Genomic DNA, 24,414 nt, shown 5'->3' on the forward strand with positions numbered 1-24,414 from the left:
CGCATCATGAACAATCACGATACTCATACTCCGGTTCGCGCCGACGAGCCGATCCCGCATCGCAAGGTCATCCGCGCCTGGCTCGTGCCGTTCGCCACGCGCGAGATCGCGCGCCCGATCCTGCTGCTGGTGCTCGATTACCTGCTGCTGTTCGCCGCGTTCGCCGGCGCGCTGCTGCTCGGCTCGATCGTCGGCAAGATCGTCTGCGGGATGGCGGCCGGCTTCATCACCGGGCGACTGTTCATCATCGGGCACGACGCGTGCCATCAGAGCCTCACGCCGAACCGCGGGCTGAACCGCTGGCTCGGCCGCATCGCGTTTCTGCCGTCGCTGACGCCATACAGCCTGTGGGAAGTCGGGCACAACGTCGTGCACCACGGCTATACGAACCTGAAGGGCTTCGACTTCGTCTGGGCGCCGCATACGCCGGCGGAGTTCGCCGCGCTGTCGCCGACGCGCCGGCTGCTCGATCGCATCTACCGGAGCGGCTGGGCGCCGGGCCTCTACTATCTCGTCGAGATCTGGTGGCTGCGGATGTACTTCCCGAGCCGCGGCTATATCGGCGCGTCGCGGCCGGTGTTCCGGCGCGACTGCCTGCTGGTGACGGCCTTCGCGGCCGTGTGGATCGCCGCCGTCGTCGCGGTCGCGCTGCGCACGCATCAATCGGTCGCGCTGCTGCTCGCGACCGGCGTGCTCGTGCCGTTCCTGTTCTGGTGTTCGATGATCGGCTTCGTCGTGTACGTGCACCATACCGACCCGCGCATCGCATGGCACGCGAACCGCGCCGAATGGTCGAACGCCGCGCCGTTCGTGTCGACCACGCTGCACCTGACGTTCCCGTTCGGCATCGGCGGCCTGCTGCATCACATCATGGAGCACACCGCGCATCACGTCGACATGAGCGTGCCGCTGTACCGGCTCAAGCCGGCGCAGACGAAGCTGGAAGACATGCTGCCCGGCCGGATCGTCGTGCAGCGCTTCAGCCTGCGCTGGTACTTCGACACGGCGCGCCGCTGCAAGCTCTACGACACCGACCTCAAGCTGTGGACCGACTATCGCGGCAAGCGCACGAGCGATGCGGCGCCCGAGGTGCGCACGGTGCAGCGTGCGGCGTCCGATGCGGCCGACACGGCGAACCATGCGCCGGCCGCGACCGCTCACGCGGTGCCGTAATCCACGTGGCCGGTCTCGCGGCAGAAGCTCACCAGCCGCAGGCCGGCCGTCTTTGCGATCGTGACCGCGAGCGACGACGGCGCCGAGATCGTCGCGACCATCGGAATGCCGACGCGCGCCGACTTGCGCACCAGTTCGTAGCTCGCGCGGCTCGACAGAAACACGAAGCCGTCGGTCAGGTCGGCGCGCGCGAGCACCAGCGAACCGATCAGCTTGTCGAGCGCGTTGTGGCGGCCGACGTCCTCGAACGCGGTGCGGATCGCGCCCGTTGCATCGCACCACGCGGCCGCATGCAGGCCGCCGGTCAGCTGCGTGAGCGCCTGATGGGCCGGTAGCGCGCGGGCGGCGCGCGCGAGCGCGTCGGGCGCGACGCGCGCGAGAAAGCCGGTGTCGGGCACGCGCTCCGGCGCGAGATCGAGCAGGTCGATGCTTTCGATGCCGCACACGCCGCAGCCGGTGCGGCCGGCGAGCGCGCGGCGCCGCTCCTTCAGCGCGGCGAACGCCTGCTGGACCACTTCGAGGTGCACCTGCGCATACGGCAGCGGCGCGTCGGCGTGCACGCTCACGTCGATGTCCTTGATGTCGCTGCCGCGCTCGACGATCCCTTCGGAGATCGCGAAGCCGACCGCGAACGCCTCGAGGTCGCGCGGCGTACACATCATCACCGCATGCGAGATGCCGTTGAAGACGAGCGCGACCGGCCATTCCTGGCCGACGTAATCGTGCGCGGCCTCGACCGCGCCGCCGCGCGTGCGACGCACCGGCAACTCGATCGCGCCGCGCGGTTCTTCTGTGTCAGTCGGATTCACGGGCACTCCGGTGGATGGGGCGGTTGCGGCGTCGATCATGTCGGCCGCGCGCGCCCGGAGGTTCTAAAATACCTCAGGCAGGCCGGCCGCGCCGGCATCCGACACTCAGGTAACGACCATGGGACTCAGCGACGCTCCGCTGCTATTCGATTTCGAACACGATTCGTCGGAAAACCTGACGTACATCCCGATGATCGTGCGCTTCAATCTCGACCGCTTCGGTCTGCGCATCTCGCTCGAGCAGTGGCAGCTGCTGCCGCTGGAGGACCGCAAGCTGCTCGCACGCTTTCCCGCCGACGACGATACCGCGATCGAGCCCAATTTCGATCACGCGCTGTTCGAGATGCTGCGCACGCATGCCGATCTCGAGCCGTCGTGGTTCCAGCCGGACGAGCAGCCGGGCTGGCGCGACACCGGCTCGGTGCCCGACGCGCTGGTGCAGCAAAGCGCGCTGGCCGGGCTGCTGCCGCCCGCGCTGGCGCAGTGGCAGCAGCTCGCGCCGTTTCAGCGCTACGTGCTGATGAAGCTGTCGCGCAAGCCGACGCTGAACCACGATTTCGTGCCGGCGATGCGCGAGTTCGGGCTGGCGGCCGCGCACTGACGCGCCTGCCGCGGCCCGTCGGCGCAGCTGCCGGTCACAGCGGCGGCAGCGGCCGCGGCTTGCGGTCGGCGCCGGTTGCGACGTAGGTGAGCGTGGCTTCGGTGACCTTCACGATTTCGCCCATCAGCCGCATGCGCTGCGCGTACACCTCGACGTCGACCGTCACCGACGTGTTGCCGGTGCGCATGATCGTCGCGTAGAAGCTCAGCACGTCGCCGACGAACACCGGCTGCTTGAACACGAACGAATTGACCGCGACCGTCGCGACGCGGCCGTTGGCACGCTGGCTCGCCGGAATCGAGCCGGCGATGTCGACCTGCGACATGATCCAGCCGCCGAACACGTCGCCGTGGACGTTGGCGTCGTGCGGTTGCGGGACGACGCGCAGGGCGGGCTGTTTCTGCGGGAGCTCGAGGATCGGATCGGTCATGGCGGGGCTTTCATCCTGTAATAAATGCGCCGCCGCGCGCAGCCCGGCCGGCCGGGCCGCCGGCAGCGGCGCGTAGCGGCTTCTGCGACAATACAACGACCATAAATTGTACGAGAAAGCGGGCGAGCGGGCCGCCGCAGCCATGCGCCTGACGCCGCCGCCGATCCTCCCCATGCGCCGATATTCCGCTTCCGGCGAGCCCGCGCCGGCTCCCACCGGGCCCCGCAACGACTGGCAGACCATCCGCTCGCTGCTGCCTTACCTCGCGACCTACAAATGGCGCGTCGCGCTCGCGCTCGGCTGCCTGATCGGCGCGAAGGTCGCGAACCTCGGCGTGCCGGTCGTGATGAAGCGCATCGTCGATCATCTGTCCGCCGTGCAGCAGCTCACCGCGCTCGGCCGCGCCGAGCAGTCGGCCGGCATCGTGCTCGCGGGCGGCGTCGGGCTGCTGGTGGTGGCCTATGCACTGGTGCGGCTGTCGACGTCGCTGTTTACCGAGTTGCGCGAAATTCTGTTTTCGAAGGTGACCGAGAGCGCGGTGCGCCAGCTCGCGCTGCAGGTGTTCCGGCATCTGCACGGGCTGTCGCTGCGGTTCCATCTCGAACGCCAGACGGGCGGCATGTCGCGCGACATCGAGCGCGGCACCCGCGGCATTCAGCAGCTGATTTCCTATTCGCTGTACAGCATCCTGCCGACGCTCGTCGAGGTCGGCCTCGTGCTCGGCTTCTTCGTGGTCAAGTACGAAGCGTATTACGCGTACGTGACGTTTGCGGCGCTCGTCACCTACATCGTGTTCACCGTGAAGGTCACCAACTGGCGCACACACTTCCGCCGCACGATGAACGAGCTCGATTCGCGCGCGAACTCGCGGGCGATCGATTCGCTGATCAATTACGAAACGGTCAAGTACTTCGGCAACGAGGAGTGGGAGACGCAGCGCTACGACGAGAACCTGAAGCGCTACCGCCAGGCCGCGATCCGCTCGCAGAATTCGCTGTCGCTGCTGAACTTCGGGCAGCAGGCGATCATCGGCACGGGGCTCGTGTTCATCCTGTGGCGCGCGACGCAGGGCGTGCTGGCCGGCAAGCTGACGCTCGGCGATCTGGTGCTGATCAACACGTTCATGTTGCAGTTGTACATCCCGCTGAACTTTCTCGGCGTCGTCTATCGGGAGCTCAAGCAGAGCCTCACCGACATGGACCGGATGTTCGGGCTGCTGTCGGCTGCGAAGGAAGTCGCGGATCTGCCCGACGCGCGCGCGCTCGCGGTGGCCGGCGCGCAGGTGCGCTTCGAGCACGTGAACTTCGCATACGAGCCGGCGCGGCCGATCCTGCACGACGTGTCGTTCACGATCGATGCGGGCACGACGACCGCGGTGGTCGGCCATAGCGGGTCGGGCAAGTCGACGCTGTCGCGGCTGCTGTTTCGCTTCTACGACCTCGACCGGCACACGGGCGGCGCGATCCGGATCGACGGGCAGGACATCCGCGACGTCACGCAGGATTCGCTGCGCGCGTCGATCGGCATCGTGCCGCAGGACACCGTGCTGTTCAACGACTCGATCTACTACAACATCGCGTACGGCCGCCCGAGCGCGAGCCGCGACGAAGTGATCGCGGCCGCGCGCGCCGCGCACATCCACGACTTCATCGAAAGCCTGCCGAAGGGCTATGACACGCCGGTCGGCGAGCGCGGGCTGAAATTGTCGGGCGGCGAGAAGCAGCGCGTCGCGATCGCGCGTACGCTGCTGAAGAACCCGCCGATCCTGCTGTTCGACGAGGCGACTTCCGCGCTCGATTCGCGTTCGGAGCGCGCGATCCAGCAGGAGCTCGACCAGATCGCCCGGCACCGGACCACGCTGGTGATTGCGCACCGGCTGTCGACGGTCGTGCATGCGCAGCAGATTCTCGTGATGGACCGCGGGCGCATCGTCGAGCGCGGCACGCACGACGAACTCGTGCAAGCGGACGGGCTGTATGCGCAGATGTGGACGCTGCAGCAACAGCGTGCGGCGACGGGTGGGGAGGCGGCGGAGGCTGCTTGAGTTGTTGCTTGAGGTGTTGTTTGCGAGCGCGGATGTTGCGGTGCGTGCCGAGGGCGCGCGCTACGCTGCGGGCGGTGAGGCGGTGAGGCGGTGAGGCGGTGAGGCGGTGCGCCGTTATCGCCGCGTTGCCCGGCGCGGCGATCCGCGCCGATTCAAGGCCTGCCGGTGGTCGTCGACCGCCGGGACGATGCCGCCGCATGCGGCACCCGCCCACCGCGTCGCGTCATGCCGCGCCGCCCCGCGTATCGATCAACCCGCGGCCCGCAGCCGCGCATCGAGTTCACCGAGCTGCGCCGGCGTGCCGACGTTCTCCCACACGCCGTCGTACCGTTCGCCGGTCGCGCGGCCCGCTTCGATCGCCGCACGATAGTACGGCGTCAGCGCGCGCCGCGTGCCGGGTTCGAGATCGCGGAACATCCGCGTGTCGTACAGGCCGATGTTGCCGAACGTGAGCCGCGCGAGGCCGTCGAGCGACAGGCGGCCGTCGTCGCCGAGCGCGAAGTCGCCGGCCGGATGGAACGGCGGGTTCGGCACCATCACCAGGTGCATCGCGGGCGCTTCGAGCGCGGCCATCGGCGCCGCGCGCGACGCGAGCGTGCGGTAGTCGAATTCGCAGAACACGTCGCCGCTGACGGCGGCGAACACCGTCGGCCGGCCGTCGCGCTCGAGCAGCGGCAGCGCCTGCGCGATGCCGCCGGCGGTCTCGAGCGCTTCGCGCTCGGCCGAATACGCGAGCCGCACGCCCCAGCGCGAACCGTCGCCGAGCGCCGCCTCGACCTGCGCGCCGAGCCACGCGTGGTTGATCACGATCGTGTCGATGCCGGCGCGCGCGAGCGCCTCGATCTGCCAGACGATCAGCGGCTTGCCGCCGGCTTCGAGCAACGGTTTCGGGCGGGTGTCGGTCAGCGGGCGCATCCGTTCGCCGCGCCCGGCGGCGAAGATCATCGCGGTGGTCAGGGTCGTGCTCATGTTCGGCAGGTCGTGCGGGCGCTCAGAACGTGTAGCCGACATCGGCCGCGCCCTTGCCCTCGAGCTCGTCGAGCAGCTTCGCGAACGGCACGAGCGGGCGGTAGCGCAGCGCGACCTTGCGCGCATAGGCGACGAAGCGCGGCAGGTCGGCCAGGTAATGCGGCTTGCCGTCGCGATAGTTGATCCGCGCGAACAGGCCGAGAATCTTGATGTGGCGCTGCAGCCCCATCCATTCGAGCTGACGGTAGAACTCGCCGAAATCCGGATCGACCGGCAGGCCGGCCTTCTTCGCCTTTTCCCAGTAATACGCGAAGCAGTCGAGCTCGAACTCCTCGTCCCAGCTGATGAACGCGTCGCGCAGCAGCGACACGACGTCGTAGGTCAGCGGCCCGTACACGGCGTCCTGGAAGTCGAGCACGCCGGGGTTCGGCTCGCACACCATCAGGTTGCGCGGCATGAAGTCGCGCAGCATGAAGCCCTGCGGCTGCGCGCGGGCGCTCGCGATCAGCAGCGCGAACGTGCGGTCGAGCGTGCCGCGCATCGCGTCGTCGACCGGTTTGCCGAGGTGCCGGCCGATCAGCCATTCGGGCAGCAGCTCCATTTCGCGGCGCAGGAACGCCTCGTCGAACGGCGGCAGCACGTCGGGCGCCGACGCCAGCTGGAAGCGGATCAGCGCGTCGAGCGCGGCGCGCATCAGCCCGCGTGCGGCAGCCGGGTCCGCCGGATCGAGCACCGAGATGTACGACGTGCGGCCGAGGTCGGTCACGAGCATGAAGCCGGCGTCGAAGTCGTGGGCCAGTACCTCGGGCACGTGGTTGCCGGCCGCGGCGAGCAGTTGCGCGACCTGGACGAACTCACGGCACTTCTCGGGCGGCGGCGCGTCGACCGCGATCAGCGAGCCGCCCGGGCTGTTTGCCGACGCGACGCGGAAATAGCGGCGGAAACTGGCGTCCGAAGACGCGGGCGCGAGGGTGGACAGATCGAGCGCGTGGCGCTCGGCGAGCGGGCGCAGCCACGCGGTGAGCGCGTCGAGGCGGGCGTCGGGCTGGGATGCGGCGGATGGGGGCGTCATGAAACTCGGCGGAGGGGGGAACGTCTTGCCATATAATACCCCACGACTTTTTTGACGCGCCCCGCGTCAGCTTCCGCCGCACCGGCCAGTTGCCTGTCGCGCCGTCCGCCCGCTCGCCTTCCCGGTTTGCGCTCAGCCGCAGTCGCGGTGCGACGGTGCGGCCCGCCGAGCGCGGCGGTGCCGTGCAGCGACGGTTGACAAGGGGCGATTCGCCAAACGATAGATGCCGCCCAAACCGCTATTCCCGAATGTCTTCCCCGGTGACGGGGCGCCGCGCAAAAGGCGGCTCGCGCTCGCGCTCCTGGCCGTGCCCGGCCTCGTGCCGGCCGTGTCGTACGCGCAGTTGTCGGGCGCGGCCGCGCAACCGCAGCCGCTCGGCTCGCCGTGGGACCTGCGCCTTGCCCCGCAGCTCGAGGATCACCCGCTGAAGGACGGCGCGAAGCCGGCCGCCTTCGTGATCGCCGACCACACGAGCGGCACGGCCGAGCAGGATCTGGCCGCGAAGGGCTCGGCCGAGCTGCGCCGCGGCGACGCGGTCGTGAAGGCCGACGCGATCCACTACGATCAGGACACCGACATGGCCGACGCGTACGGCCAGGTGAGGGTGATCAACGGCGGCACGTCGTTCGCTGGCCCCGAGGCGCATCTGAAGGTCGAGGCGAACCAGGGCTTCATGACGGCGCCGAAGTACCACTTCAACGTGACGGGCGGCTCGGGCAGCGCGGAGCGCGTCGACCTGCTCGACAGCGAGCGCTCGGTGTTCGTGAACGGCACCTACACCGCGTGCCAGTGCGCGACCGATCCCGCGTGGTACATCAAGGGCAGCCGCTTCGACTTCGACACCGGCGCCGACGAAGGCACCGCGCGCAACGGCGTGCTGTTCTTCCAGGGCGTGCCGATCTTCGCGAGCCCGTGGCTCACGTTCCCGCTGTCGGGCGACCGGCGCAGCGGCCTGCTGCCGCCGACCTTCTCGATGAACTCGAACAACGGGTTCGAGCTGTCGCTGCCGTACTACTTCAACATCGCGCCGAACCGCGACCTGACGATCACGCCGCGCATCATCTCGCGGCGCGGCGTGCAGACGGAAGCGACGTTCCGCTATCTGTCGCCGTCGTACTCGGGCACGTTCACGGCCAACTACCTGCCGGACGACCGCCTCGCGCACCGCAACCGCTACGCGATCTACTGGCAGCACCAGCAGAACTTCGGCAGCGGTTTCGCCGGCTACGTCTACTACAACAAGGTCTCGGACAATACCTATCCCGAAGACCTTGGGTCGATGAACCAGTTCATCAACGGGACGCAGACGCTGTACCAGCAGGAAGCCGGCATCACGTACAACAAGGGTCCGTGGTCGGTGCTCGCGCGCTACCAGCACTGGCAGACGCTGCCGCCGTCGATCTCGCCGTACAGCCGCGAGCCGCAGTTGAACGTGAAGTACACGAAGTACAACGTCGGCGGCTTCGACTTCGGCGCGGAAGCCGACTATTCGCGCTTTCGCATCACGACCGCCGATTCGACCGAAGGCGACCGGATCGTCTTCAATCCGTACATCGCCTACGGCGTGTACGGGCCCGGCTACTTCGTCGTGCCGAAGGTCCAGTACCACCTCGCGTCGTACGACCTGAACCATCTGTCGTCGAGCACGCCGAACAGCCCGAAGCACTTCACCGAGTCGATCCCGACCGTGAGCTTCGACTCGGGCCTGATCTTCGACCGCTCGGTCCATCTGTTCGGCCAGGACTTCATCCAGACGCTCGAGCCGCGCCTGTACTACGTCTACACGCCGTATCGCGACCAGTCGAACGCGCCGCTGTTCGATACCGCCGAGTCGGATTTCGGGCTCGCGGAGATCTACCAGCCGAACACGTTCGTCGGCAACGACCGGATCGCGGACGCGAACCGGATCACGGCCGGCCTGACCTCGCGCTTCATCGATCCGCGTACCGGCGACGAGCGCGCGCGCTTCGTGGTCGCGCAGCAGTACTACTTCGCCAATCAGCGCGTGGCGCTGAACTCGAACCAGAGCGGCGTGCTGGCGCGCCATTCCGACCTGATCGTCGGCGCGGCGCTGAAGCTCGGCTCCGGCTTCATGTCGGAGACGGCGTTCCAGTACAACCAGAACAACAACCAGCTCGTGAAGTCGAGCATCGGTTTCGGCTTCAGCCCGGGCGAGCGCCGCGTGATCAACGTCGGCTACCGCTATACGCGCTCGAACACGACGCTCGACAACCAGCCGATCAACCAGTTCCTGGTGTCCGCGCAATGGCCGCTCACGCGGCGCCTGTATGCGGTCGGTCGCTTCAACTACGACCTGGCCGCCGATCGGGTCGTCGACGGTCTGCTCGGCTTACAATACGACGCGGATTGCTGGGCGCTCGGCGTCGGGATCCAGCGGTACGCGAACGGCGTGAACACGTCGGGGCAGCAGAACTCGTCGACGCGCTTCATGATGCAGCTCACGTTGAAGGGGCTGTCGAGCATCGACAACGGGCTCGTCGCCGCCTTCCGCGCCGGCGTGCCGGGCTACCAGCCGCTGCCGTCCGCGCCGCCGCCGATGTCCCGCTTCAGCAACTACGAGTAACGCCGGCTTGTCCGCACCGGTCAGCACGCTTTCAATGGAGTATCAGTGGCAATGAAGAAAACCCTTCGTTTCGCGGCAGTCGTGTCCAGCCTCGCCGCGTCCGCCGCGCTGCTCGCCGCTGCGCCGGCCGCGGCGCAGGCGCTCGGTTCGCAAGGCGCGCAACTGACCGACGAAGTCGTCGCGGTCGTCAACAACGACGTGATCACGGGCCGCGAACTCGACCAGCGGGTCGGCCTAATCGCGCGCCGGCTGCAGCAGCAGAACGCGCCCGTGCCGCCGGCCGAACAGTTGCGTGCGCAGGTGCTGAACCAGATGGTGCTCGAGCGCATCCAGGTGCAGAAGGCGAAGGACGACGGCATCCGCATCGACGACGCCACCGTGCAGTCCACGCTCCAGCGCCTCGCGCAGGCCAACGGCATGACGCTCGACCAGTATCGCGCGCGCCTGGAGGCGCAAGGCGTGCCGTGGAGCGTCTTCACGAGCGATGCGCGCACCGAGCTGATGCTGTCGAAGCTGCGCGAGCGCGAGGTCGACGGCAAGATCACCGTGTCGGACGCCGAGGTCGCGAACTACATCGCGAGCCAGCGCGGGCCGAACGCGTCGCAGCAGCAGGATCTGCGCTTCCAGCACATCTTCATCAAGGCGCCCACCAACGCGCCGCAAGCCGACATCGAAGCCGCGCAGAAGAAGGCCGAGGCGCTGCTGCAGCAAGCGACGTCGGGCGCCGATTTCGAGAAGCTCGCACGCAACAATTCGGAAGCGAACGACGCGAAGAAGGGCGGCGACCTCGGCTTCAAGGCACCGAGCACGCTGCCGCCTGACGTCGTCGCGGCCGCGTCGAAGCTGCGTCCCGGCCAGGTCAATCCGACGCTGATCCGCGTGCCGGACGGCTTCGAGATCATCCGGCTGGTCGATCGCCGCCAGAGCCAGGGCGCGAGCGCCGCGGCGCCGAAGATCGTGCAGACGCACGTGCGCCACATCCTGCTGCGCGTCGGCGAAGGCAAGTCGGAAAACCAGGCGCGCCAGCAGCTGCTCGACATCCGCAAGCAGGTCGAGGCCGGCGGCGATTTCGCGAAGTTCGCGCGCACTTACTCGCAGGACGGGTCGGCGTCGCAGGGCGGCGATCTCGGCTGGATCAGCCCGGGCGAGACCGTGCCGGAATTCGAGCGCGCGATGAACAACCTGCAGGACGGCCAGATCAGCCAGCCGGTGCGCACCGAGTACGGCTATCACCTGATCCAGGTGATCGACCGGCGCGAGGCCGAAGGGTCGGTGCAGCAGCAGATGGACATCGCCCGCCAGGCGATCGGCCAGCGCAAGGCCGAGCAGGCATATGCCGACTGGCTGCGCGAGCTGCGCGACTCGTCGTACGTGCAGTACAAGATCGACGGCGTCGGGCCGGCGAACTGAGCGAGCTTCAGATGACGGCAGCCGCGTTGCAGATCGCGATCACGACTGGCGAGCCCGCAGGCGTCGGCCCTGAGCTGACCGTGCAGGCGTTGCAGGATGCCGCGCGGCGCTGGCCGGACGCGCAGTTCACCGTGCTCGGCGACGCCGCGCTGCTCGACGCACGCGCGGCGGCCGTCGGCGCCGACCGTGCGGTGCTCGCGGGCGGCCCGGTGTCGGTGCAACATCATCCGCTCGCGGCGCCCGCGCACGCGGGCACGCTGGACGCGGCCAACGGCCGCTACGTGCTCGCGCTGCTCGACGCGGCGATCGACGGCGCGCTGGCCGGCCGCTACGACGCGATCGTCACGGCCCCGCTGCAAAAGAGCACCATCAACGATGCCGGCGTACCGTTTACCGGCCATACCGAATACCTGGCCGAACGCACGCACACGCCGCGCGTCGTGATGATGCTGGCCGGCACCGGCGAGCGGCCGCTGCGCGTCGCGCTCGCGACCACGCATCTGCCGCTGAAGGACGTGTCGGCCGCGCTGACGATCGACGGGCTCGTCGACACGCTCGCGATCATCGATCGCGACCTGCGACGCGACTTCGGCCTCGCGGCGCCGCGCATCCTCGTGACGGGGCTGAACCCGCACGCCGGGGAGAACGGCTATCTCGGCCGCGAGGAGATCGACGTGATCGCGCCGGCGCTGGCCCGCGCGAGCGAGCGCGGCATCGATGCGCGCGGCCCGTATCCGGCCGACACGCTGTTCCAGCCGCGCTATCTGGCCGGCGCCGATTGCGTGCTGGCGATGTTCCACGATCAGGGCCTGCCCGTGCTGAAGTATGCGACCTTCGGCGAGGGCATCAACGTCACGCTCGGGCTGCCGATCATCCGCACGTCGGTCGATCATGGCACCGCGCTGGATCTGGCCGGCACCGGCCGCGCCGATCCGGGCAGCATGGTCGCGGCGCTCGACACGGCCGTCACGATGGCGCGCCATCGCCGCGCATCCTGACGCGCGTAGTTCCACCTCATTCGTCGCATTTTTGGTTTTTCTCAGTCGATGTCGAACAGCAGACAGCACCAAGGCCACTTCGCGCGCAAGCGCTTCGGGCAGAACTTCCTCGTCGATCACGGTGTGATCGACTCGATCGTCGCGACGATCGGCCCCGTGCGCGGCCAGCGGATGGTCGAGATCGGCCCGGGCCTCGGCGCGCTGACCGAGCCGCTGATCGCGCGCGTCGCCACGCCGGAGTCGCCGCTGCACGCAGTCGAGCTCGACCGCGACCTGATCGGGCGCTTGCAGCAGCGCTTCGGCGCGCTGCTCGAACTGCACGCGGGCGATGCGCTCGCGTTCGACTTCGGCTCGCTCGCGGCGCCGGGCGACGCGCCGTCGCTGCGAATCGTCGGCAACCTGCCGTACAACATTTCGAGCCCGCTGCTGTTCCATCTGATGACGTTCGCGCCTGTCGTGATCGACCAGCATTTCATGCTGCAGAACGAAGTGGTCGAGCGGATGGTCGCGGAGCCGGGCACGAAGGCGTTCTCGCGGTTGTCGGTGATGCTGCAGTACCGCTACGTGATGGACAAGATGCTCGATGTGCCGCCGGAATCGTTCCAGCCGCCGCCGAAGGTCGATTCGGCGATCGTGCGGATGATTCCGTACGCACCGCACGAACTGCCGGACGTCGATCCGGTGCTGCTCGGCGAACTCGTCACGGCCGCGTTCTCGCAGCGCCGCAAGATGCTGCGCAACACGCTCGGCGAGTATCGCGACACGATCGATTTCGACGCGCTCGGCTTCGATCTGGCGCGGCGCGCGGAGGACGTGAGCGTGGCCGAATATGTCGGCGTCGCGCAGGCGCTTGCCCGCGCGCGCAACGTCGCGCAGTGACGCAAGCGCACGGGCGACCGTGCGCGGGTTCGGGGTTCGGAAGGCTGCCTTTGAGGGTGGCTTTTTTGTTTTTGGGGCGGATGCGGCGTGCTGGCTGCGGCGTTTGCGGATGCAGATGGGGTGGCGGGTGTGGTCGCGGCTACTGTTGAGGCTGCGGATGCGATGACGCATGCGGCTGAGCTACCGTTCCAGTCCCAGTCCCAGTCCCAGTCCCAGTCCCAGTCGTGGTCCCAGTCTTGGTCTTGGTCGTCGCCTCCGCCTTCGCCTTCGTCGCGACCGGCGCGATCAGCGCCTTTGACCCCTCCGGCTCGCCGCCAAGCCCCGCTACGCGCGCCGACGCGCCGGTGCGTTGACCAGCGCGATGCCCGTCAGCACGAGCGCCGCGGCCGACATGAAGCGCCAGCCGACCGATTCGCCGAGCAGCAGCACGCCGAACGCGACGCCGAACAGCGGCGACAGGAACGTGAACACCGACAGCCGCGACGCGCTGTAGCGGGTCAGCAGCCAGAACCACGACAGATAGCTGACGAACGCGACGATCACCGACTGATACGCGAGGCTCGCGAGCGCGAGCGGTGTGACGCGCGCGAACGAGATCTGGCCGAGCAGCGCGGCGAGCGCGAGCAGCACGGCAGCCGACACCGCGAGCTGGTAGAACAGCGTCTTGCTGGCGCTGACGCGGGCGAGCGACGTCGAGCGCACGACGACCGTCGTCGCGGCCCACATCGCGCCGCCGAGAATGCCGAGTGCATCGCCGGCCAGCCCCGCGAGCACCGACGTGCCTGGCGCGCGCGGTTTCAGGAAGCCGTCCGCGAACGCGAGCGCGATGCCGGCGAACGCGAGGCCGACGCCGGCCCACTGTATCCGCTGCAGCCGCTCGCCGGGCGCGAACAGATGCAGGCCGAGGGCCGTGAAGCACGGCGCGGTGTACAGGAAGATCGCCATGTGCGACGCGCTCGTCAGCGTCAGCCCGAAGAACACACAAACGAACTCGCCGGCGAACAGCGCGCCGGCCGCGATGCCGGGCCCGAGCGTGCCGTCCGCGCGGAACAACGGCGTGCCGCGCGAGCGTGCCCAGCCCCACAGCAGCAGCGCGGCGATCACCGAGCGCAGCCCGGCCTGGAACATCGGCGCAATCGCGGCGTTGGTGCTCTTGATGGCGACTTGCTGGAAGCCCCAGATCGCGCACAGCAGCAGCATCACGCCGACCGCGCGTGCGTCCAGCGCGCCGCGCGTCGGCGATGCGGCGAGCGCGCTCATCGGCGGACCTCGCCGGCGTGACGCAGGACGGGCAGCGAACGAGACGGGCAGACGGCGCGTTGTTGGCGAACGAGTTGGCGATTTCGCACGGCGGGCAATGTGGCTGAATGGGAAGAGGCGGCGCGGGCCGGCGGCGGGCGGATGCCCACGTTTGGTGCGACGTGCGACGATGTTACCCGATCGATGGACTTGCCGGCGAGCCTCCGGCGGAGCGGTGCCGGTCCGCGCGTGGGCGCAGGCGGTCGGGTGATGGTCTCAAGCACGTCCGAACGCCGCCCAAAATCCCGCCCGATCGCCCCGGAACCGTGACAGCACCGCCCGCAAACCACCCCCAACCCCGCGCCTCCACCCCCGGCGGGATTCACCCGTCTCCGGTAGAATTTCCGGTTCCGGAAAGTCCCCACAGGAGTACACAGATGCGTTTGCTGCATACGATGCTGCGAGTCGGCGATCTCGACCGCTCGATCAAGTTCTACACCGAATTGCTCGGCATGAAGCTGCTGCGTCGCGACGATTATCCGGAAGGCCGGTTCACGCTCGCATTCGTCGGCTACGAAGCGGAAAGCACGGGCACCGTGCTCGAGCTGACCCACAACTGGGATACGCCGTCCTACGATCTCGGCAACGGCTTCGGCCATCTTGCGGTGGAAGTCGACGATGCGTACGCGGCTTGCGAGAAGATCAAGGCGCAGGGCGGCAAGGTCACGCGCGAAGCGGGCCCGATGAAGCACGGCACGACCGTGATCGCGTTCGTCGAGGATCCGGACGGCTACAAGATCGAGTTCATCCAGAAGAAGGCGCACTGAGCGCAGTGCGCGCCGCGAGCAATGAAAAACGGGCGATGCCGCAGGATGCGCATCGCCCGTTTCGCTTCGCGGTGCGAAGCTCGGCGTTACAGCGACGGCAGCAGCTCGGGCGGATGATGCTTGAGCGTGTGCCGTGCTTCGCGGAATTCGGGGAAGATCGATTCGACGGTCTGCCAGAACGCCGGGCTGTGGTTCATTTCGCGCAGATGCGACAGCTCGTGCGCGACGACGTAGTCGATGATCGACATCGGGAAGTGGATCAGCCGCCAGTTCAGCCGGATCCTGCCGTCGCTCGAGCAGCTGCCCCAGCGCGTCGCAGCCGACGACAGCGCGTAGGTCGAATACGTGACGCCGAGCCTTTGCGCATAGACGGCGAGGCGCTCGCCGAAGATCCGCTTCGCTTCGCCTTGCAGCCAGCCCTGCACGCGATCCTTGATCTGCTGCATGTCGGCCTGAGCGGGCAGCGGCAGCGACAGCCGCAGCGTGTCGGTATCGAAGGCGACGGCGCTCGCGCCGAGCGCGATCGTCACCGTCTTGCCGAGATACGGGAGTTGCGCGCCGTCGCGCCAGTCGATCTGCGGCAGCGCCCGCTGTTCGGTGCGGGTCTTCCACTCGGCGAGCTTCGCGAAGATCCAGCGCTGCTTTTCGGCGATCGCCGCTTCGATGTCGGTGAGCGTGACCCAGCGCGGCGCGGTGATCGACAGGCCGCTGCCGTCGATCGTGAAGCCGATCGTGCGGCGCGCCGAGCGCTTGAGCCGATATTCGAGCACGCGGCTGTCGATCGCGAACGTGCGCACGCGCGAGCGATCGCGCGCAGGCCCCGGATCGAGCGGCGCGGCAGGCGCGCCGGCCGCGGGCGTGGCAGGTGTAGCCGGCGCGGGCGACGCGGCTGCCGGCCCGTCGAACAGCGGCAGGTCCATCTGGCGATGATCGAGGGCCACGACGGCAGGCCGTGGCCGCGGACGCTTCTTCATCAGTTCGCTTCGTTTCGTCGTACGCAACGGCTGCAGTCCGCGGGAGTCAGACGCGCGCGGCATCGCGCGTGCCGGCATTGCCCGCCTGCCGATAGGCATCGGGATCGATGCGGCGCATTTCCGCTTCGATCCAGGCTTCGACCTGCGAGTTCAATACGTCGGGCGTCTTGCCTTCGACCGGAATCGGTTTGCCGATCGACACCGTGACGACGCCCGGAAATTTCGTGAACGAGTTGCGCGGCCACACGCGACCCGCGTTGTGCGCGATCGGCACGACCGGCGTGCCGGTCTCGATCGCGAAGCGCGCGCCGCCCGTCTTGTACTTGCCCTGCTTGCCGACCGGCGTGCGCGTGCCTTCCGGAAACATGATCATCCACGCGCCTTCGGACAGGCGCTTCTTGCCCTGGCGGATCACCGACACGAACGCGTTCTTGCCTTCCTTGCGGTTGATGTTGACCATGTGCAGCAGCCCGAGCGCCCAGCCGAAGAACGGCACGTACAGCAGCTCGCGCTTGAACACGTAGCAGAGCGGCTTCGGCATCAGCGCCGGAAACGCGAGCGTTTCCCAAGCGGACTGATGCTTCGACAGCAGCACGGCCGGCCCGTCGGGCAGGTTCTCCATCCCTTCGATCCGGTAGCGGATGCCGTTCAGCCAGCGCACGACCCACAGCGTCGACTTGCACCAGCCGGCCGCCATCCAGTAGCGGGCGTCGGGGCGCATGAACGGAAAGGCGATGAAGCACGCGGTCGCGTACGGCACCGTGTACAGGATGAAGTAGATCAGCAGCAGCAGGGAGCGGACGAAGCGCATCGGCGTGGGTCTGACAGTAGGGAGGATGCGCGCGGCCGCCGCATCACTCGTGTTCGTGTGAAAGGAAGTCGAGCGCGAACGCGCGCAGGTCGTCGTGGACCTTCGTGCCGGCCGGCAGGTTGCCGGCGGCGAGCGTCTTCTTGCCCTTGCCGGTCAGCACCAGGTGCGGCCGGAAGCCGGACGCGACGCCGGCCTGCAGATCGCGCAGCGAATCGCCGACTGCCGGCGTATGACCGGGATCGATCTCGAAGCGCTCGGCGATCATCTGCATCATGCCGGGCTTCGGCTTGCGGCAGTCGCACTGATCCTCGGCCGTATGCGGGCAGAAGAACACCGCGTCGATGCGCGCGCCGACCGCGGCCGCCGCGCGATGCATCTTCAGATGCATCGCGTTGAGCGTGGCCATGTCGAACAGCCCGCGGCCGATGCCGGACTGGTTGGTCGCGACCACCACGCGGTAGCCCGCGTGATTGAGCCGCGCGATCGCCTCGAGGCTGCCGGGCAGCGCGACCCACTCGTCGGGCGTCTTGATGAACGCATCCGAATCGACGTTGATCACGCCGTCCCGGTCGAGGACGACGAGCTTGCGGTTGGGGCTGGTCGGCATCGTCGGGCCTTAAGCGGCGAGCTTCGAGATGTCGGCGACGCAGTTCATCTGCTGATGCAGCGCAAACAGCAGCGCGAGACGGTTCGCGCGCAGCGCCGGATCTTCCGCGTTGACCATCACGTCGTTGAAGAACGTGTCGACGGGCGCGCGCAGCGCGGCGAGCGCCGACAGCGCGCCCGTGTACGCCCGCGCGTCGAGCTGCGACTGCACGTGCGGCGTGACCGCGGCGAGCTGCTCGTGCAGCGCCTTCTCCGCGGCCTCGACGAGCAGCGCCGGCTGGACCGCGCCGTTCACGCCGCCTTCCGACTTCTTCAGGATGTTCGAGATCCGCTTGTTGGCGGCCGCGAGCGCTTCGGCTTCCGCGAGGCGCGTGAATTCGCGCACCGCGTCGAGGCGCGCGACGAGATCGTCGACGCGCGTCGGATTCAGGCTCAGCACCGCGTCGACTTCGCCAGCCGTGTAGCCGCGTTCGCGCAGCAGGCCGCGCAGGCGGTCCATGAAGAACGCGAAGATCGCGTCCGTCGCTTCGGCGACGCCCGGCACCTGCTCGAAGCGCGCATGCGCGGTGCGCAGCAGCGACACGAGATCGAGCGGCAGCTGCTTCTCGAGCAGCAGGCGCAGCACGCCGAGCGCGTGGCGGCGCAGCGCGAACGGGTCCTTCTCGCCGGTCGGCGCGAGGCCGATGCCCCAGATGCCGACGATCGTCTCGAGCTTGTCGGCCAGCGCGACGGCGGTGGACACCGGCGTGGTCGGCAGCGCGTCGCCCGAGAAGCGCGGCTGGTAGTGCTCCGCGCACGCGAGCGCGACGTCGTCGGGCTCGCCGTCGTGGCGCGCGTAGTAGGTGCCCATCGTGCCCTGCAGCTCCGGGAACTCGCCGACCATGTCGGTCAGCAAGTCGGCCTTCGCGAGGCGCGCGGCACGCTTCGCATGCGCGACGTCCGCGCCGATCGCGGGCGCGATCTCGCCGGCCAGCGCCTCGAGGCGCTCGACGCGCGCAAGGGCCGAGCCGAGCTTGTTGTGATAGACGACGTTCGCGAGCAGCGGGACGCGCTCGGCGAGCGGCTTCTTCTTGTCCTGCTCGAAGAAGAACTTCGCGTCGGCCAGGCGCGGGCGCACGACGCGCTCGTTGCCTTCGATGATCTCACCGGGCGTCTTCGTCTCGATGTTCGACACGATCAGGAAACGCGAGCGCAGCTTGCCGGCGATATCGGTCAGCGCGAAGTACTTCTGGTTCGTCTGCATCGTGAGGATCAGGCATTCCTGCGGCACCTGCAGGAATTCGTCCTCGAAGCGGCACGGATAGACGACCGGCCATTCGACCAGCGACGTCACTTCGTCGAGCAGCGCGTCGGGCATCACGACCGTGTCGCCGTTCGCGTGCTCGTTCAGTTGCGTGCGGATCGTCTCGCGGCGATCGGCGAAATGCGCGATCACGCGGCCCTTGTCGCGCAGCGTGTCCGCATACGCGCGCGCATGCTGGATCGCGACGAGGCCGTCGGACAGGAAGCGATGGCCGAGCGTGGTGTCGTCGGCGTCGACGCCGAACGCGGCCACCGGCACGACGCGATCGTCGTGCAGCACGGTCAGGCGATGCACCGGGCGCACGAACTTGACGTCCGTGCCGTCCGGGCGCTGATAGGTCATGACCTTCGGGATCGGCAGCTTCTCGAGCGTTTCGTCGAGCGCGGCCTGCAGGCCGTCGGCGAGCGTCGCGCCGGCCGCCGAGTAGTTGACGAAGAACGCCTCGGCCTTGCCGTCGTGCGCGCGCTCGAGCTCGGCGATCGTCAGGTCCGGGTGGCCGAGCGCCGCGAGCTTCTTCGCGAGCGGGGCGGTCGGCTTGCCTTCGGCGTCGAGCGCGACCGACACGGGCAGCACTTTTTCGCGGACCTGCCGGTCCGGCGCGACGGCGCGCACGTTCTGCACGACCACCGCGAGGCGGCGCGGCGTCGCGTAGCGTTCGAACACGAGTTCGCCTTCGACGAGGTCGCGCGCCGCGAGGCGTTGCGCGAGACCTTCGGCGAATGCGTCGCCGAGGCGCGCGAGGGCCTTCGGCGGCAGCTCTTCGGTCAGCAGTTCGACGAGCAGGGGAGCGGGATGGTTATGCGTCATGTCTTGAATGAGTCTCGTCTCGTCAGTCCTGATCGATCTTGCGTTCGACCTTCAGCGGCGGCGCCCATGCCGGCTGCGCGGCGTCCTGGGCGTCGGTGGTGAGGCCCGGCACGCCCGGCGGATTGCCGAGCATCGGGAAGCCGAGCTTCTCGCGCGAGTCGTAGTAAGCCTGCGCGACGAGACGCGACAGCGCGCGGATGCGGCCGATGTACGCCGCACGTTCGGTGACCGAAATCGCGCCGCGCGCGTCGAGCAGGTTGAACGTGTGACCGGCCTTCAGCACGAGCTCGTACGCGGGCAGCGCGAGCTGCGCGTCGATCATCTTCTTCGCTTCCGCTTCGTAGCTGTTGAAGAACGTGAACAGCAGATCGACGTTCGCGTGCTCGAAGTTGTAGGTCGACTGCTCGACCTCGTTCTGGTGGTACACGTCGCCGTACGACAGGCGGCGCAGCTCGGGGCCGTTCGGGCCTTGCTCCTCCCATTCGGTCCACACGAGGTCGTACACGTTCTCGACCTTCTGCAGGTACATCGCGAGGCGTTCGAGGCCGTAGGTGATCTCGCCGAGCACCGGCTTGCAGTCGAGGCCGCCGACCTGCTGGAAATACGTGAACTGCGTGACTTCCATCCCGTTCAGCCACACTTCCCAGCCGAGGCCCCACGCGCCGAGCGTCGGGTTCTCCCAGTCGTCCTCGACGAAGCGGACGTCGTTCTGCTGCAGGTCGAAGCCGAGCGCTTCCAGCGAGCCGAGGTAGAGATCGAGGATGTTTTCCGGCGCCGGCTTCAGCACGACCTGATACTGGTAGTAATGCTGCAGGCGGTTCGGGTTCTCGCCGTAGCGGCCGTCCTTCGGGCGGCGCGACGGCTGCACGTAGGCGGCGCGCCACGGCTCGGGGCCGACCGCGCGCAGGAACGTGTGGACGTGCGACGTGCCCGCGCCGACTTCCATGTCGATGGGCTGGAGCAGAGCGCAACCCTGCTTGTCCCAGTAGGACTGCAGCGTCAGGATGATTTGCTGAAACGTAAGCATGAAGAGCCTTCGTGGCGCTGGCGCTCCGTTGCGGGCGGCGCTCCGGGCAACGCCCGGAGGGTCGGCTCGCGCGGCGGCGCGGCTTGTTAGTGTGCTGAAACGTGCAATTTTACCGGATCGGCGAGCGGATGCGGCCGGAACGCCGCCGATGCGCTGCCGATGCGCTGCCGATGCGCTGCCGGCGGGGTTCCGGCGCGCCGGGCGCGGCGTGTCGATACGCGCGGCGCGCGCGGTCGTACGGCGTCGCGACGCGCATGCCGCGCCGGCTTCTGCGCGCCGTTGCGCGACGTCTTGCGGGCGTTAAGATGCGCGTATTGCGGCGCTCGCCGCATGTCCGCTCGCCTATCCCGATCGCATGCAAGACTCGAACGAACTCCTGATTCCGCTGCTGCCGCCGCTGCTCGCGCTGCTCGGCCACGCCGCCGACGCGCGTGCGCGCGGCGATGCCGATGTGCACGCACTGTGGCTGGCCGCGGCCGGCCAGCTGCACGCCGCCGATAGCGCGGCGCTCGCGCAGCTGACCACGACGCTCGTCGCGCGGCAGCGCATCGCCGACGCGCTCGCGCTGGCAGAATGCGCGGCGCGCGTGCATCCCGGTGTCGCGGCGCTGTTCAACCACGGCTACGCGCTGCAGATGGCCGGCCGTCACGCGGACGCGGTCGCGCCGTACCGCGCGGCCTATGCGCTCGATCCGCGCTGGCCGTCGCTGCGCAACAACCTCGCGATCGCGCTGCGGCTGTCGGGCGGCGATCGCAACGAGGAAATCGCGCTGCTCGACGCGGCCGTCGAGGCCGATCCGTACGACGTGCAGGCGTGGATCAACCTGGTCGTCGCGCGGCTCGCGGCGCTCGACCTCGACGGCGCGCTCGCATCCGCGGCGCGGCTCGCGGAGATCGCGCCCGACAACGCGCTCGCGCTGAACAACATCGCGATGGCGATGAAGGAGGCGCAGCGCTGGGACGACGCCGAGCGCTACGCGACGCGTGCGTGCGAACTCGCGCCCGACGACGCATCGTTCCGTTTCAACCTCGCGATCATCCAGCTCGTGCGCGGCAATTACGCGGCCGGCTGGCGCGGCCACGAGGCGCGCTGGGACGGCGCCGGCGAGCTGCGCGGCCGCCGCCCGGCGCTGCCGGGCCCGCGCTGGCAGGGCGAGCCGCTCGCCGGCAAGACCTTGCTCGTCTGGGGCGAGCAGGGGCTCGGCGACGTGCTGCAGTTCGCGCGCTTCGTCGCGCCGCTCGCCGAGCGCGCGCACCGCGAAGGCGGCCGGCTCGTGTGGAACACGTTTCCGCAGCTCGGCACGCTGATGCAGCGCAGCCTCGGCGCGCACGTGGACGCGTTCAGCGCCGGCGGCGGTGTCGACACGCTGCCGCCGTTCGATTACGAGGTGCCGCTGATCGGCCTGCCGTTGATGCTCGGGATGGAGACGTCGACGCTCGGCGCGTCGGTGCCGTACCTGCATGCGGAGCCACATGCGCGCGACGCGTGGCGCGCGCGGCTCGCGGGCGAGCGGCGGCTGAAGGTCGGGCTCGTGTGGACGGGCAGCGCGGGGCACCAGCGCAACCCGTTCCGGCGCGTCGGGCTCGCGCGCTATGCCGATGCGTTCGGCGGCATCGACGGCGTCGCGTTTTATTCGCTGCAGCCGGGCGCGGATGCCGATGTCGCCGCGGCGCGCGCGGCCGGTTTCGCGATCGAGGACTTTACCGCCGAGCTGAAGAGTTTCGACGACACGGCGGCGTTCATCGGCGCGCTCGATCTAGTGATCACGGTGTGCACGTCGGTTGCGCATCTGTCGGGCGCGCTCGGCGCGCGCACCTGGGTCGCGCTCGACGTGAATCCGCATTGGCCGTGGCTGCTCGATCGCACCGACAGCCCGTGGTATCCGAGCGCGACGCTCTACCGGCAGCCGACGTTCGGCGCATGGGCGCCGGTGATGGACGCGCTCGCGCGCGATTTGCGTGGGCTCGCGGCTGGGCGGGGTTGAGGGGCTGGCAGCCGCTGGGGGTAGCGGCTCGCATTGGCGGCTGGTCTGAGCGATCAGCCTGAACGACTGGCCTGAGGGCTCAGATGGATCGGCCGGTCCGAGCGACCAACCCCCGCTCACACGTCGCCGTCCCCGTCGCGCATCGCCCGCTCGCGGCGGCGCAGCCCCGGCCCGAACGTGAAGCCGAACGCGAGCAGCATCAGCGACACGGCGAGCACGACGGCGTTGCCGCTCGTCACGTACGGCGTGAAGCCGCTGGTGCCTTCGATCCGCACGTCGAGCGAGCCGATCGTGTATGGCTTGAGCTGGCCGAGCACGCGGCCGCGTGCGTCGATCGCGGCCGTCATCCCGGTATTGGTCGAGCGCAGCATCGGCCGGCCGGTTTCGAGCGCGCGCATGCGGGCGATCTGCAGATGCTGGTCGAGCGCGATGGTGTCGCCGAACCACGCGAGGTTCGTCACGTTGACGAGCACGCCGGGCGGCTGCGGGTTGTCGCGGATCGTCGCGGCGATCTCCTCGCCGAACAAGTCCTCGTAGCAGATATCGGCCATCACCGGCTGGTTGTGAACGAGGAACGGCTTCTGCACCGGTGCGCCGCGCGCGAAGTCGCCGAGCGGCATCTTCATCAGGTCGACGAACCAGCGGAAGCCCCACGGAATGAACTCGCCGAACGGGACGAGATGGTGCTTGTCGTAGTGGTAGATGTCGCGCGAATGCGGCGTCACGCCATACAGGCTGTTCGTGTAGTCGACGTAATGGCCGTCCGGCGTCACCGATGCGCCGACCGCGCCGAACAGCACGGCCGAGCCCGTCGTGTCGCTGAACTTGCGGATCGCGACGGCGAACGGCTCGGGCAGCTCCTGGATCATCACCGCGATCGCGGTTTCCGGCGTGACGATCAGGTCGGCCGGCTTCTCGACGATCATCTGCGTGTACATCTTGATCGCCGCGTCGATGCCTTCCTGCTCGAACTTGATGTCCTGCTTCACGTTGCCCTGCAGCAGCCGCACCGTGAGCGGCGCGTTCGCGGGCACGGTCCAGCTCGCCTGCGACAGCCCGATGCCGAGCGCCGCCAGCGCGACCGCCAGCATGGCCGGCGCGGCCGCCCGGATCGCGGGCGCGCGTGCAGCGCCGGGAGCACCAAGCTCGGCGGTGCGCGGCCGGCGCGCGGCGACGAGCGCCTGCACGGCCAGCGCGGCGAACAGCGCGAGCACCCATGCGATCCCGTACACGCCGACGACCGGCGCGAACCCGGCGAGCGGCCCGTCGACCTGCGCGTAACCGCTCGCGAGCCACGGAAAGCCGGTGAACACGGTGCCGCGCAGCCATTCGCCGAGCGCCCATGCGCTCGCGAACGCGAACGCGCCGTGCCACGTCGGCGCGAACGGCCGCGGGTCGGGCGCGCGGCGATGCCACGCGTGGCCCGCGCAAAACGACCACAACGCGGCCGAAAACGCCGGGTACAGCGACAGGTACAGCGCGAACAGCACCAGCGCGCCGCCCGCGAGCGGCGCGGCCATCTCGCCGTACACGTGCATGCTGATGTACAGCCACCAGATGCCGCTGATGAAGTTGCCGAACCCGAATGCGCCGCCGGTGAGCGCGGCGCCGCGCCAGCTCGACGTGCGCGTGAGCTGCGCGAAGAACCAGACGAATACGGCGAGCTGCAGCCAGCCGCCGTGCGGCGTCGGCGCGAAGCTGAGCGTATTGGCCGCGCCGGCGAGCAGCGCGGCCGGATAGTGCCAGCGCGGCAGCGCGCGCCCGGGGGCGGGCGCGAGGAGGCCGCCAGCCGGGCGGGACGGGATCGGATCGTCCATGTGAAGCGAAAGAGGGCGAGCGGTTGAGGAAGGCGCGGCCGGCGCGGCCG

The 24,414-nt window shown here is 68.9% G+C and carries 20 protein-coding genes; 9 read left to right on the forward strand and 11 right to left on the reverse strand.

Features of this window, described 5'->3' with window-relative positions; translation table 11 throughout:
- Positions 1-6 precede the first annotated feature (6 nt).
- The gene (locus AK36_RS15830; RefSeq protein WP_011885982.1) at positions 7-1,173 is read left to right on the forward strand and encodes a fatty acid desaturase; all 1,167 of its coding nucleotides are present in this window, start codon (positions 7-9) and stop codon (positions 1,171-1,173) included.
- Here AK36_RS15830 and fdhD read toward each other — a convergent pair.
- A complete protein-coding gene (fdhD, locus tag AK36_RS15835; protein ID WP_232356056.1) occupies positions 1,158-2,021 on the reverse strand; it encodes a formate dehydrogenase accessory sulfurtransferase FdhD in 864 nt (287 codons plus the stop codon). The genes AK36_RS15830 and fdhD overlap by 16 nt on opposite strands.
- Before the next feature lie 79 nt (positions 2,022-2,100).
- Here fdhD and AK36_RS15840 point away from each other — a divergent pair, with 79 nt between their 5' ends.
- Positions 2,101-2,583, forward strand: a complete 483-nt coding sequence (locus tag AK36_RS15840; protein ID WP_045578790.1) for a nitrate reductase associated protein — start codon at positions 2,101-2,103, stop codon at positions 2,581-2,583.
- Between the two features lie 34 nt (positions 2,584-2,617).
- Here the strand turns inward: AK36_RS15840 and AK36_RS15845 are convergent, their stop codons facing one another.
- Positions 2,618-3,013: an acyl-CoA thioesterase gene (locus tag AK36_RS15845; RefSeq protein WP_014723611.1), complete on the reverse strand. Its 396-nt coding sequence runs from the start codon at positions 3,011-3,013 to the stop codon at positions 2,618-2,620.
- A gap of 172 nt (positions 3,014-3,185) precedes the next feature.
- Between AK36_RS15845 and AK36_RS15850 the strand changes: the two genes are divergently transcribed.
- Entirely contained in the window at positions 3,186-5,057 is a 1,872-nt protein-coding gene (locus tag AK36_RS15850) for an ABCB family ABC transporter ATP-binding protein/permease (protein ID WP_045579429.1), read from the forward strand.
- A 249-nt stretch (positions 5,058-5,306) separates the two neighbouring features.
- On the opposite strand, the gene murU is transcribed toward AK36_RS15850, so the two are convergent.
- Both murU and AK36_RS15860 read right to left on the reverse strand, forming a co-directional pair.
- Positions 5,307-6,026: an N-acetylmuramate alpha-1-phosphate uridylyltransferase MurU gene (murU, locus tag AK36_RS15855; protein WP_045578791.1), complete on the reverse strand. Its 720-nt coding sequence runs from the start codon at positions 6,024-6,026 to the stop codon at positions 5,307-5,309.
- A 22-nt stretch (positions 6,027-6,048) separates the two neighbouring features.
- Positions 6,049-7,098 carry an aminoglycoside phosphotransferase family protein gene (locus tag AK36_RS15860; protein WP_011885976.1) on the reverse strand — a complete coding sequence of 350 codons (1,050 nt, stop codon included), beginning with the start codon at positions 7,096-7,098 and terminating at the stop codon, positions 6,049-6,051.
- 223 nt (positions 7,099-7,321) lie between these two features.
- Between AK36_RS15860 and AK36_RS15865 the strand changes: the two genes are divergently transcribed.
- Genes AK36_RS15865 through rsmA form a run of 4 tightly spaced genes read left to right on the forward strand, consistent with a single transcriptional unit; the run spans position 7,322 to position 12,969 of the window.
- On the forward strand, positions 7,322-9,682 hold the full coding sequence (locus tag AK36_RS15865) for an LPS-assembly protein LptD (RefSeq protein WP_034192694.1): 2,361 nt from the start codon (positions 7,322-7,324) through the stop codon (positions 9,680-9,682).
- 51 nt (positions 9,683-9,733) lie between these two features.
- Complete coding sequence (locus AK36_RS15870) at positions 9,734-11,092, forward strand: peptidylprolyl isomerase (protein ID WP_011885974.1); 1,359 nt, start codon at positions 9,734-9,736, stop codon at positions 11,090-11,092.
- Between the two features lie 11 nt (positions 11,093-11,103).
- The gene (gene pdxA / locus AK36_RS15875) at positions 11,104-12,090 is read left to right on the forward strand and encodes a 4-hydroxythreonine-4-phosphate dehydrogenase PdxA (RefSeq protein WP_011885973.1); all 987 of its coding nucleotides are present in this window, start codon (positions 11,104-11,106) and stop codon (positions 12,088-12,090) included.
- Between the two features lie 48 nt (positions 12,091-12,138).
- The gene (gene rsmA, locus AK36_RS15880; protein WP_034192693.1) at positions 12,139-12,969 is read left to right on the forward strand and encodes a 16S rRNA (adenine(1518)-N(6)/adenine(1519)-N(6))-dimethyltransferase RsmA; all 831 of its coding nucleotides are present in this window, start codon (positions 12,139-12,141) and stop codon (positions 12,967-12,969) included.
- A gap of 324 nt (positions 12,970-13,293) precedes the next feature.
- On the opposite strand, the gene AK36_RS15885 is transcribed toward rsmA, so the two are convergent.
- Positions 13,294-14,229 (reverse strand): DMT family transporter, encoded by a 936-nt coding sequence (locus AK36_RS15885; protein ID WP_011885971.1) that lies wholly within the window; start codon positions 14,227-14,229, stop codon positions 13,294-13,296.
- Positions 14,230-14,645: 416 nt separating this feature from the next.
- Between AK36_RS15885 and gloA the strand changes: the two genes are divergently transcribed.
- On the forward strand, positions 14,646-15,035 hold the full coding sequence (gene gloA, locus AK36_RS15890) for a lactoylglutathione lyase (protein ID WP_011885970.1): 390 nt from the start codon (positions 14,646-14,648) through the stop codon (positions 15,033-15,035).
- 86 nt (positions 15,036-15,121) lie between these two features.
- Here the strand turns inward: gloA and AK36_RS15895 are convergent, their stop codons facing one another.
- From AK36_RS15895 to glyQ, 5 genes are read right to left on the reverse strand one after another with little or no spacing between them, the layout of a single operon-like run.
- Entirely contained in the window at positions 15,122-16,009 is an 888-nt protein-coding gene (locus AK36_RS15895; RefSeq protein WP_045579430.1) for a M48 family metallopeptidase, read from the reverse strand.
- Positions 16,010-16,055: 46 nt separating this feature from the next.
- Entirely contained in the window at positions 16,056-16,820 is a 765-nt protein-coding gene (locus tag AK36_RS15900; RefSeq protein WP_011885968.1) for a lysophospholipid acyltransferase family protein, read from the reverse strand.
- Positions 16,821-16,863: 43 nt separating this feature from the next.
- Positions 16,864-17,427, reverse strand: coding sequence for a D-glycero-beta-D-manno-heptose 1,7-bisphosphate 7-phosphatase (gene gmhB, locus AK36_RS15905; RefSeq protein WP_011885967.1), 564 nt, complete (start codon positions 17,425-17,427; stop codon positions 16,864-16,866).
- Between the two features lie 9 nt (positions 17,428-17,436).
- Positions 17,437-19,536, reverse strand: a complete 2,100-nt coding sequence (gene glyS / locus AK36_RS15910) for a glycine--tRNA ligase subunit beta (protein ID WP_034192691.1) — start codon at positions 19,534-19,536, stop codon at positions 17,437-17,439.
- 22 nt (positions 19,537-19,558) lie between these two features.
- Positions 19,559-20,563: a glycine--tRNA ligase subunit alpha gene (gene glyQ, locus AK36_RS15915; RefSeq protein WP_011885965.1), complete on the reverse strand. Its 1,005-nt coding sequence runs from the start codon at positions 20,561-20,563 to the stop codon at positions 19,559-19,561.
- Between the two features lie 355 nt (positions 20,564-20,918).
- Here glyQ and AK36_RS15920 point away from each other — a divergent pair, with 355 nt between their 5' ends.
- On the forward strand, positions 20,919-22,547 hold the full coding sequence (locus tag AK36_RS15920) for a tetratricopeptide repeat protein (protein ID WP_034192690.1): 1,629 nt from the start codon (positions 20,919-20,921) through the stop codon (positions 22,545-22,547).
- 116 nt (positions 22,548-22,663) lie between these two features.
- On the opposite strand, the gene lnt is transcribed toward AK36_RS15920, so the two are convergent.
- Positions 22,664-24,364 carry an apolipoprotein N-acyltransferase gene (gene lnt, locus AK36_RS15925; protein ID WP_045578792.1) on the reverse strand — a complete coding sequence of 567 codons (1,701 nt, stop codon included), beginning with the start codon at positions 24,362-24,364 and terminating at the stop codon, positions 22,664-22,666.
- Positions 24,365-24,414: the final 50 nt, after the last annotated feature.

The sequence above is a fragment of the Burkholderia vietnamiensis LMG 10929 genome, from assembly GCF_000959445.1.
GTDB lineage: Bacteria > Pseudomonadota > Gammaproteobacteria > Burkholderiales > Burkholderiaceae > Burkholderia > Burkholderia vietnamiensis.